Source organism: Humidesulfovibrio idahonensis (assembly GCF_054657715.1).
The window spans coordinates 264,551-274,832 of the sequence record NZ_BAAHYE010000003.1 but is presented as its reverse complement, the minus strand read 5'-3'; the positions used below and the strand labels follow the sequence as shown (position 1 = coordinate 274,832).

Below are 10,282 nucleotides of genomic sequence, written 5' to 3'. Positions count from 1 at the left end.
CTGTCCGTTGGTGGGCTGGCCCGGATTTCCGGGTTTTATGCGAACTGTCAAACTTACGAGGGAACTTCATGAGCTTGGACGAACTGTTCACCATGCGTGGAGCGCCGAGCCTGGGCATTGCCGGACGCAATCTCAAGGCCATTCAGATATCCATCGCCTCCCCGGAGAAAATCCGGGAGTGGTCCTTCGGCGAAGTCAAGAAGCCGGAGACCATCAATTACCGCACCTTCAAGCCGGAGCGCGACGGCCTTTTCTGCGCCAAGATCTTCGGCCCCGTTAAGGACTACGAGTGCAACTGCGGCAAGTACAAGCGCATGAAGCACCGCGGCATCGTGTGCGAAAAGTGCGGCGTCGAGGTCATCGCCTCCAAGGTCCGCCGCGAGCGCATGGGCCACATCGAACTGGCGGCGCCCGTTGCGCACATCTGGTTCCTCAAGACCCTGCCGTCCAAGATCGGCACGCTGCTCGACATCACCATGGCCGATCTGGAGAAGGTGCTGTACTTCGACTCCTACATCGTGCTTGACCCGGGCGACACGAGCCTGAAGCGCCTGCAGGTGCTGGGCGAAGACCAGTATCTCCAGGTCATTGACCACTACGGCGAGGACGCCGTGGAAGTGGGCATGGGCGCGGAGACCGTGCGCAAGCTGCTCGAGGCCATCAACCTCGAGGAACTGCGCGCCACCCTGCGTGAGGAATCCGCCACCACGCGCTCGCAGACCAAGAAGAAGAAGATCACCAAGCGCCTCAAGATCGTCGAGGCCTTCATCGAGTCCGGCAACAAGCCGGAATGGATGATCATGGAAGTGGTGCCGGTCATTCCGCCCGAACTGCGCCCCCTGGTGCCGCTCGACGGCGGCCGTTTCGCCACCTCCGACCTGAACGACCTGTACCGCCGCGTCATCAACCGCAACAACCGCCTGAAGCGGCTGCTTGAGCTTGGCGCGCCGGACATCATCATCCGCAACGAAAAGCGCATGCTGCAGGAAGCCGTCGACGCCCTGTTCGACAACGGCCGCCGCGGCCGCGCCATCACCGGCACCAACGGCCGCCCGCTCAAGAGCCTGTCCGACATGATCAAGGGCAAGCAGGGCCGCTTCCGCCAGAACCTGCTCGGCAAGCGCGTCGACTACTCCGGCCGTTCGGTCATCGTCTGCGGCCCGAACCTGAAGCTGCACCAGTGCGGCCTGCCCAAGAAGATGGCCCTCGAGCTGTTCAAGCCCTTCATCTACTCCGAGCTTGAAAAACGCGAGATCGCCACCACCATCAAGAGCGCCAAGAAGATGGTCGAGCGCGAAGACCTGGTCGTGTGGGACATTCTGGAGAACGTGGTGCGCGAGTACCCCATTCTTCTGAACCGCGCGCCGACCCTGCACAGGCTCGGCATCCAGGCCTTTGAACCGCTCCTGGTCGAAGGCAAGGCCATCCAGCTGCACCCGCTCGTCTGCGCGGCCTACAACGCCGACTTCGACGGTGACCAGATGGCTGTCCACGTGCCCCTCTCGGTCGAGGCGCAGATCGAATGCCGCGTGCTCATGATGAGCTCGAACAACATCCTTTCGCCCGCAAACGGCTCGCCGGTCATCAACCCCAGCCAGGACATCGTTCTGGGCCTGTACTACCTGACCACCGCGCGCAGCTTTGAAAAGGGCGAGGGCATGATCTTCACAGAGGCCTGGGAGGTCATTGCCGCCCACCACGCCGGTCACTTGGGGCTGCATGCCCGCATCAAGTGCCGGGTGCGCGGCGTGCTCACCGAGACCACCTGCGGCCGCATCATCGCTGGCGAGCTTCTGCCCTCGAACCTCGGGTTCGAGAACGTGAACCTCGTGCTGAACAAAAAGAACATCGGCCGCCTTGTGGCCATGGCCTACCGCACCGCGGGCACCAAGGCCACGGTCATCCTGTGCGACAAGCTGAAAAGCCTCGGCTACGAGTACGCCACCCGCGCCGGCATCACCATCGGCGTCAAGGACCTCAAGATCCCGGACGAGAAGCCCAGACTCATCAAGGCCGCCCAGGACGAGGTCGAGGACATCGAGGCCCAGTACCGCGAGGGCATCATCACCCGCACGGAGAAGTACAACAAGGTCGTCGACGTTTGGACCAAGACCACCAATGAGGTCTCCCTGCAGATGATGGAGGAGATCTCGCGCGACACGGTCATCGACGCCAAGACGGGCGAGGCCGAGGTCAACGCGAGCTTCAACCCCATCTACATGATGGCGACCTCCGGCGCTCGAGGCAACCAGGACCAGATGCGCCAGTTGGCCGGCATGCGCGGCCTGATGGCCAAGCCCTCGGGCGAAATCATCGAAACGCCCATCACGGCGAGCTTCCGTGAAGGCCTTTCGGTTCTGCAGTACTTCAACTCCACCCACGGCGCTCGTAAGGGTCTCGCGGATACGGCGCTCAAGACGGCCAACTCCGGTTACCTCACCCGCCGCCTGGTCGACGTCGTTCAGGACGTGACCATCAGCGAGATTGACTGCGGCACCGTGGACGGCCTGGAGCTGACCCACTACATCAAGGACGGCGAGATCAAGCAGCGCCTGGCCGAGCGCGTTCTTGGCCGCACCACCATGTTCCCGGTGTTCAATGAAGACACCGGCGAGCTCATCGTGGAAGGCAACACGCTCATCGACGAGGCCATTGCGGAGAAGATCGACCAGTCCGGCATCAACTCCATCACCATCCGCTCGGGCCTGACCTGCAGAAGCCCCATCGGCATCTGCGCCGCGTGCTACGGCCGCGACCTTGCCCGCGGGCATGTGGTCAACGTGGGCGAAACCGTCGGCATCATCGCCGCGCAGTCCATCGGCGAGCCGGGCACCCAGCTCACCATGCGCACCTTCCACATCGGCGGCACGGCATCGCGCGAAATCGAGCAGTCGAGCGTCGAAGCCCAGCACAACGGCCGCATCGTGTTCTCGCGCATGAGAAACGTCACCAACTCCGAAGGCCAGACCATGGTCCTCGGCAAGAGCTGCCAGGTCAGCGTGGTGGACGAACAGGGCCGCGAGCGCGAGAAGTACACCCTGCCTTCCGGCGCGCGTCTGCTCGTCACCGAGGGCCAGGACATCCGCAAGGGCAATCCCATCGCCGAATGGGACCCGTTCAACGAGCCCTTCATCGCGGACGTCAACGGTATCGTGCACTTCAAGGACATCATTGAAGGCAAGACGTATCAGGAGCGCATCGACGACATGACGCAGCGCGCCACCTATACGATCATCGAGTACCGCACCACCAACTTCAAGCCCATGCTGTCCATTCAGGACGAGAAGGGCCATGTGGTTCCCCGCCCGGGCAGCGCGCTCAAGGCCGAGTTCCCCATGCCCGTGGGCGCCATTCTGATGATCAAGGACGGCGACGAGATCAAGGCCGGCGACATCGTCGCCCGCCGTCCCCGCGAATCCTCGAAGACCAAGGACATCGTCGGCGGTCTGCCGCGCGTCGCCGAGCTCTTCGAAGTCCGCAAGCCCAAGGAGCAGGCCGTCGTTTCCGAAATCGACGGTTTGGTCACCTACGGCGCGGAAAGCAAAGGCAAGCGCAAGATCGTGGTCGTTCCGGAAACGGGCGACAGCAAGGAATACCTCATTCCCAAGGGCAAGCACATCACCGTCCAGGAAGGCGACTTCGTGGAGGCGGGCGACCTCTTGACCGAAGGGTATCCGGAGCTGCACGACATCTTGAAGATCAAGGGCGAGAAGCATCTTGCCCGCTACCTGGTGGAAGAGATCCAGAACGTCTACCGGGTGCAGAGCGTTAACATCAACGACAAGCACATCGAGATCATTGTCCGCCAGATGCTCAAGAAGGTGAGCATCCTCGATCCGGGCGACACCGGCTTCCTCATCGGGGAACAGGTGGACAAGGTTCGCTTTATGGAGGAGAACAACGCCGTCATCGCCAAGAGCGGCGTGCCGGCCACTGCGGAAACGCTGGTTCTGGGCATCACCCAGGCCTCGCTGTCCACGGACTCCTTCATCTCGGCGGCCTCCTTCCAGGAGACCACCAAGGTCTTGACGGAGGCCTCGCTCTCCGGCAAGTCCGACTCGCTGCGCGGACTGAAGGAAAACGTCATTGTCGGTCGACTCATCCCGGCGGGCACCGGCTATCGCCAGTATGCCGATGCGGAGATTTCCGTGCCCGACCAGCCCGAGCGGCCCGACAAGTTTTTGGAGGATCTTGAGGAAGATCCCCTGCTCATTGAACCAATTTAACTGCGCCGCCTAAGCGGAGCAAAAGCATACAAAGGGCGGGGCCTGTAGGGGCGCCCGCCCATTTCCCCCTAAAGGGGAGAGTGGTGAGGGGCTTGACATCAGGCCGCTTCCGGCATAAGAGCGGTCCTCTTGCTTTATTTTAGCACTTTTTCTCGGAGGGTTCATGCCTACTATCAGCCAGTTGATCCGCAAGTCGCGCAAGAAGATCGGCAAGCGCAAGAAGACCCCGGCACTGTTGGAATGCCCGCAGCGCCGCGGTGTTTGCACCCGCGTGTACACCACCACGCCCAAAAAGCCGAACTCGGCCTTGCGTAAGGTTGCCCGCGTGCGCCTGACCAACGGCATCGAGGTTACTGCGTACATCCCCGGTGAGGGTCACAACCTTCAGGAGCACTCGGTTGTGCTCATTCGCGGCGGCCGCGTGAAGGACCTTCCCGGTGTCCGTTACCACATCATCCGCGGCACGCTGGACACCGCTGGCGTGTCTGATCGTCGCCAGGGCCGTTCCAAGTACGGCGCCAAGCGTCCGAAGTAACGCGAAGGGAAGGAGAATACTCATGCCCCGCAAAGGTCCAGTCACCAAGCGTCAGGTCCTGCCTGATCCGGTTTACGGCAGCCGCATGGCCGCCAAGTTCATCAATCGCCTCATGTTCGACGGCAAGAAGAGCACCGCTGAGCGCATCTTCTACGACGCCCTCGAGGCCCTTGGCGAAAAGAGCAAGGAAGATCCCATCCGCGCCTTTGAAAAGGCCCTGGACAACGTTCGCCCCCACACCGAGGTCAAAAGCCGTCGTGTCGGTGGCGCCACCTATCAGGTGCCCATGGAAGTGCGTCCCGATCGCCAGAGCGCTCTCGCCATCCGTTGGGTCATCAGCTACTCCCGCGGGCGCGGCGAAAAGGGCATGGTGGACCGTCTGTCCGCCGAGCTCCTCGACGCCTTCAACAACCGCGGCGGTGCAGTGAAGAAGAAAGAAGAAACCCACAAGATGGCCGAGGCGAACAAGGCCTTTGCCCACTACCGCTGGTAGTCACGGAGAGAGCACGTGTCCAAAGCAGTCCCCAGCGAGAGACAGCGCAATATCGGCATCATGGCCCACATTGATGCCGGTAAGACCACGACCACTGAGCGCATCCTCTATTATACCGGCGTGTCCCATAAGATCGGCGAAGTTCATGACGGCAATGCCACCATGGACTGGATGGTTCAGGAACAGGAGCGCGGCATCACGATCACCAGTGCCGCCACCACCTGTTTTTGGCGCGATCACCGTATCAACATCATCGACACCCCAGGCCACGTCGACTTCACCATGGAAGTCGAACGTTCCCTGCGCGTGCTCGACGGCGCCGTGGCCGTGTTCGACGCGGTGGCCGGCGTTGAGCCCCAGTCGGAAACCGTCTGGCGCCAGGCCGACCGCTACAATGTCCCCCGCATCGCCTTCGTGAACAAGATGGACCGCGTTGGCGCGGACTACTTCCGTTGCGTGGACATGATCAAGACCCGCCTCGGCGCCAAGCCTGTGCCCCTGCACATCCCCATCGGCTCCGAAGACACCTATAACGGCATGGTGGACCTGGTGCGCGGCAACGCCGTCATATACGGCGACGCCACGGACAAGGGCGTGAGCTTCGACATCGTCGAGGTGCCCGCCGACCTGAAGGCCAAGTACGACGAACTGCGCCACGAGATGCTCGAGGCCGTTGTCGAGGAAGACGAGGCCATGATGGAGAAGTATCTCGCCGGTGAGGAACTCACCGAGGAAGAGATCATCCTTGGCATCCGCAAGGCCACCATCGCCATGAAGATCTGCCCGGTGCTCTGCGGCACCGCGTTCCGCAACAAGGGCGTGCAGCCCCTGCTCGACGCCGTCATCGACTACCTGCCCTCTCCGCTGGATATTCCGGCCATGGTCGGCAGCAACCCCGATAACGTCGAAGAAAAGATCGAGTGCCCCTGCGACGACACCAAGCCGCTGGCGGCCCTCGCCTTCAAGCTCATGACCGACCCCTTTGTCGGCCACCTGACCTTCCTGCGCATCTACTCCGGGCGCATCGAGTCCGGCGCCACCGTGGTCAACGCGGGCAATGGCAAGAAGGAGCGCATCGGCCGTCTGCTCAAGATGCACGCCAACAAGCGTGAAGAAATCAAAGAAGCCCTGGCGGGCGACATCGTGGCCGCCGTCGGCCTCAAGAGCGTGTCCACCGGCGACACCCTGGCCGATCTGCGCGCCCCGGTGCTGCTCGAGTCCCTGGACATTCCCGAACCGGTCATCGAAGTCGCCATCGAGCCCAAGACCAAGGCCGACCGCGACCTGCTCTCCCAGAGCCTGGCCAAGCTGACCAAGGAAGACCCCTCGTTCCGCGTCAAGGGCGACGAGGAGACCGGTCAGACCCTGATCGCCGGCATGGGCGAGCTGCACCTGGAAATCATCGTTGACCGCCTGCTGCGCGAGTTCAACGTCAACGCCAACGTGGGCGCGCCCCGCGTCGCCTACCGCGAGACCATCACCAAGCCTGCCAAGGTGGACATGAAGCACGCCAAGCAGACCGGTGGTCGCGGCCAGTACGGCCACGTCGTCATCGAGATCGAGCCCAACCCGGCGGGCGGCTACGTTTTCGAGGACGAGATCAAGGGCGGCATCATCCCGAAGGAATACATCGCGCCGGTTGGCCGCGGTATCGAAGACGCCCTGAAGAACGGCATTCTCGCCGGCTTCCCCGCCGTCGATATCAAGGTCAAGCTGGTCTACGGCTCCTACCACGAGGTCGACTCCAGCGAGCAGGCGTTCTACGTCGCCGGCTCCATGGCGATCAAGGAAGGCTGCCAGAAGGCCGGTCCGGTTCTGCTCGAGCCCATCATGGACGTCGAAGTCGTCACCCCCGAGGAATACCTCGGCGACGTCATGGGCGACCTGAATGGACGCCGCGGCCGCGTGAGCAGCCTGGAGGCCCGTGTCTCCTCGCAGGTCATCCGCGCCCAGGTGCCCCTGTCCAACATGTTCGGCTACGCCACGGACCTGCGTTCGCGCACCCAGGGCCGCGCCACCTTCACCATGCAGTTTGATCACTACGAGCAGGTGCCCAACAGCATCGCCGATGAGATCATCAAGAAGAAATAGACGGATTCATGCCGCGCTCCGCTTTTTTCCTTGACAGGAGAAGAGCGGAGCGCGTAAGGCATCCTTCCGCTGTTTAGAAAATATCCGGGGGACGTCTCCGGGAATCAGTGTCGAGAACCAGTTAACCCCCAGCATTTCCGCAGAGCTGCCAGCGCATGGGCGCAGGCGGCGAGGGACGAAGGTCGCCCCCGGAAACGAAGGAGAGTTTATGGCTGCGATGACGAGCGATCGTATTCGGATCAAGCTCAAGGCCTACGATTACCGCATCCTTGATAAAGCGGTGACGGAAATCGTTGATACCGCCCGGAATACCGGTGCGGCTATCGCCGGCCCTGTGCCCCTTCCCACCAACTTCCACAAGACCACTGTTCAGCGCTCCGTTCACGTGGACAAAAAGTCCCGTGAGCAGTTCGAGATGCGCATTCATAAGCGCCTGCTCGATATCCTGGAGCCCACCCAGCAGACCGTTGACGCTTTGGGCAAGCTTTCGCTTCCCGCCGGTGTCGACGTTGAGATCAAGCTGTAGGGAGGTGCGGGATATGGCAAAAACTCTCGGACTTCTTGGACGCAAGCTGGGCATGACGCGCATCTTTGCCGATGACGGCACGGTTGTGCCCGTGACCCTTATTTCTGCTGGACCCTGCCCCGTTCTCCAGGTCAAGACCTCGGAGAAAGAGGGCTACAACGCTTTGCAGGTTGGTTTCGACGCCGTGCCCGAGCGCAAGCTCACCAAGCCGGACAAGGGCCATCAGGCGAAGGCCGCCAAGGGCTTCTACCGTCATCTGAAGGAATTCCCTTTGGATGTGGTTGACGGCTACGAGGTCGGTCAGGACATCACCGTTTCCATCTTCGAGCCTGGCGAGAAGGTCAAGGTTACCGGCTCCTCCAAGGGCAAAGGCTTCCAGGGCGTCATGAAGCGTTACAACTTCAAGGGCCTCAAAGCCACCCACGGCGCGGAGAAAGTCCACCGTTCCGGCGGTTCCATCGGCACCAACACCGAGCCGTCGCGCGTCTTCAAGGGCAAGAAGATGCCCGGTCACATGGGTGACGAGCGCGTCACGCTGCCTGCCGTTGAGATCGTTGATGTCCGCCCCGAGGAGAACATCATCGTAGTCAAGGGCCAGGTGCCCGGCTGCAAAAACGGCTTGGTCATGATCCGCAAGGCCGGGTAGGGAAGGTATACACACATGGCAACCGTTACCGTGTTCGACCAATTGAAGAAGGAAGTGGGCAGCCTCGATCTGTCCCCTGAGGTCTACGAGGTGGAGGTCCGCCCCGAGATCCTGCACCTTGTTGTGCGCGCCCAGCTGGCCGCGAAACGTGTCGGTACCCATTCCGTCAAGACTCGCGCTTTCGTTTCCGGCGGCGGCAAGAAGCCCTGGAAGCAGAAGGGCACGGGCCACGCCCGCGCCGGCTCCAACCGTTCGCCCGTGTGGCGCGGCGGTGCGGTCATCTTCGGACCCCAGCCCCGCAGCTACGAGTTCAAGGTGAACCGCAAGGTGCGCCGCCTGGCTCTGAAGATGGCGCTGTCCTCCCGGCTTGCCGAGGACAACATGCTTGTGCTCAAGGGCATCGACCTGCCGGAGATCAAGACCAAGCGTTTCGCCGAAGTGGCCAAGGCCCTCGGTTTGGAAAAGGCCTTGATTGTTTTTAAGGAAGTGGATAATAACCTGCTTCTTTCAGCTCGCAACCTGCCCGGCATCAAGCTGCTTCCGGCCGACAAACTCAACGCATACGATGTGTTGTTGTACCCGAAGCTGGTCATGCTCGAGAGCGCGGCTGTTTCTGTTCAGGAGAGGTTGAAGTAGTATGGACTACACGAAAATCATCATTCGGCCCGTCATCACGGAAAAGGCCAACCTCGCGAAGGAAAACCTGAATCAGGTCTCCTTCATCGTTGCTCCCAGCAGCAACAAGATCGAGGTCAAGCGCGCTGTCGAAGCCGCTTTCGGCGTCCATGTGGAGGCTGTCAATATCGTTCGCAGGCGTCCCTCTCGCCGACTCCGCCATGGGCGGGTCATCGGCAAGGTTGCGGGGTTCAAGAAGGCCTTCGTCACCCTGGCAGAGGGCGACAAAATCGAGTTCTTCGAGGGAGTCTAAGCCATGTCCATCCGCAAGGTAAAACCCACTTCGGCTGGACGCCGCTTCCAGACCATTTCCACGTTTGAGGAAATCACCCGGAGCACCTCCGAGCCGAGCCTCACCGTTGGTCTTTCGAAGAAGTCCGGTCGCAACCACTTTGGTCGCATCACTTCCCGTCGCCGCGGCGGCGGGCACAAGCGTTCGTACCGCATCATCGACTTCCGTCGCGACAAGACCGGCATTCCGGCCAAGGTCGCGTTCGTGGAGTACGATCCGAACCGCAGCGCGCGCATCGCCCTTCTGCATTACGCCGATGGCGAGAAGCGTTACATTCTGGCTCCCCTGGGCCTTTCCGTGGGCGACCAGATTCTCGCTGGCGACACTGCGGACATCAAGCCCGGCAACGCGCTGACCCTGTCCCGCATCCCCGTGGGCACGGTCATCCACAATGTCGAGCTGCACCCCGGCCGTGGCGGCCAGTTCTGCCGCGCTGCCGGCTCCTACGCCCAGTTGGTGGCCAAAGAGGGCGCCTACGCCCTTCTTCGCCTCCCTTCCGGCGAGGTCCGCAAGGTGCTTTCCCACTGCATGGCCACCATCGGCCAGGTGGGCAACATCCATCACGAGAAGGTCACCCTGGGCAAGGCCGGCCGCAACCGCTGGATGGGCAAGCGCCCGGAAGTGCGCGGCGTGGCCATGAACCCCGTTGACCATCCTCTTGGCGGCGGCGAAGGCAGAAGCTCCGGCGGCCGGCATCCCGTGTCCCCGTGGGGCATGCCGAGCAAGGGTTACAAGACCCGCAAGCCGAAGAAGTCGTCCACGAAGCTCATCGTCAAGCGCCGCGGGCAGAAGTAGGAG

At 62.0% G+C, this 10,282-nt stretch carries 9 protein-coding genes; all 9 read left to right on the top strand.

Going from position 1 to position 10,282, the window contains the following annotated elements:
* The first annotated feature begins 68 nt into the window (after positions 1-68).
* The 9 genes from rpoC to rplB all read left to right on the top strand — a co-directional run bounded on the left by rpoC (position 69) and on the right by rplB (position 10,279).
* The gene (gene rpoC / locus ACYQ4W_RS07885; RefSeq protein ID WP_459854978.1) at positions 69-4,226 is read left to right on the top strand and encodes a DNA-directed RNA polymerase subunit beta'; all 4,158 of its coding nucleotides are present in this window, start codon (positions 69-71) and stop codon (positions 4,224-4,226) included.
* A gap of 163 nt (positions 4,227-4,389) precedes the next feature.
* Positions 4,390-4,761, top strand: a complete 372-nt coding sequence (rpsL, locus tag ACYQ4W_RS07880) for a 30S ribosomal protein S12 (protein WP_305570669.1) — start codon at positions 4,390-4,392, stop codon at positions 4,759-4,761.
* A 22-nt stretch (positions 4,762-4,783) separates the two neighbouring features.
* On the top strand, positions 4,784-5,254 hold the full coding sequence (rpsG, locus tag ACYQ4W_RS07875; protein ID WP_459854974.1) for a 30S ribosomal protein S7: 471 nt from the start codon (positions 4,784-4,786) through the stop codon (positions 5,252-5,254).
* Positions 5,255-5,269: 15 nt separating this feature from the next.
* Positions 5,270-7,345 carry an elongation factor G gene (fusA, locus tag ACYQ4W_RS07870; protein ID WP_459854972.1) on the top strand — a complete coding sequence of 692 codons (2,076 nt, stop codon included), beginning with the start codon at positions 5,270-5,272 and terminating at the stop codon, positions 7,343-7,345.
* Positions 7,346-7,553: 208 nt separating this feature from the next.
* Positions 7,554-7,871, top strand: coding sequence for a 30S ribosomal protein S10 (rpsJ, locus tag ACYQ4W_RS07865; protein ID WP_089271660.1), 318 nt, complete (start codon positions 7,554-7,556; stop codon positions 7,869-7,871).
* 13 nt (positions 7,872-7,884) lie between these two features.
* Complete coding sequence (gene rplC, locus ACYQ4W_RS07860; RefSeq protein ID WP_459854970.1) at positions 7,885-8,517, top strand: 50S ribosomal protein L3; 633 nt, start codon at positions 7,885-7,887, stop codon at positions 8,515-8,517.
* A gap of 15 nt (positions 8,518-8,532) precedes the next feature.
* Positions 8,533-9,153, top strand: coding sequence for a 50S ribosomal protein L4 (gene rplD / locus ACYQ4W_RS07855; RefSeq protein ID WP_459854967.1), 621 nt, complete (start codon positions 8,533-8,535; stop codon positions 9,151-9,153).
* A 1-nt stretch (position 9,154) separates the two neighbouring features.
* Positions 9,155-9,445 carry a 50S ribosomal protein L23 gene (gene rplW / locus ACYQ4W_RS07850; RefSeq protein WP_459854965.1) on the top strand — a complete coding sequence of 97 codons (291 nt, stop codon included), beginning with the start codon at positions 9,155-9,157 and terminating at the stop codon, positions 9,443-9,445.
* A gap of 3 nt (positions 9,446-9,448) precedes the next feature.
* Positions 9,449-10,279, top strand: a complete 831-nt coding sequence (rplB, locus tag ACYQ4W_RS07845) for a 50S ribosomal protein L2 (protein WP_459854963.1) — start codon at positions 9,449-9,451, stop codon at positions 10,277-10,279.
* Positions 10,280-10,282: the final 3 nt, after the last annotated feature.

What these genes read in the sequence shown, in the direction of transcription:
- rpoC (WP_459854978.1), top strand. Translation starts at nt 69, where the DNA reads ATGAGCTTGGACGAACTGTTCACCATGCGTGGAGCGCCGAGCCTGGGC.
- rpsL (WP_305570669.1), top strand. Translation starts at nt 4,390, where the DNA reads ATGCCTACTATCAGCCAGTTGATCCGCAAGTCGCGCAAGAAGATCGGC.
- rpsG (WP_459854974.1), top strand. Translation starts at nt 4,784, where the DNA reads ATGCCCCGCAAAGGTCCAGTCACCAAGCGTCAGGTCCTGCCTGATCCG.
- rpsJ (WP_089271660.1), top strand. Translation starts at nt 7,554, where the DNA reads ATGGCTGCGATGACGAGCGATCGTATTCGGATCAAGCTCAAGGCCTAC.
- rplC (WP_459854970.1), top strand. Translation starts at nt 7,885, where the DNA reads ATGGCAAAAACTCTCGGACTTCTTGGACGCAAGCTGGGCATGACGCGC.
- rplD (WP_459854967.1), top strand. Translation starts at nt 8,533, where the DNA reads ATGGCAACCGTTACCGTGTTCGACCAATTGAAGAAGGAAGTGGGCAGC.
- rplW (WP_459854965.1), top strand. Translation starts at nt 9,155, where the DNA reads ATGGACTACACGAAAATCATCATTCGGCCCGTCATCACGGAAAAGGCC.
- rplB (WP_459854963.1), top strand. Translation starts at nt 9,449, where the DNA reads ATGTCCATCCGCAAGGTAAAACCCACTTCGGCTGGACGCCGCTTCCAG.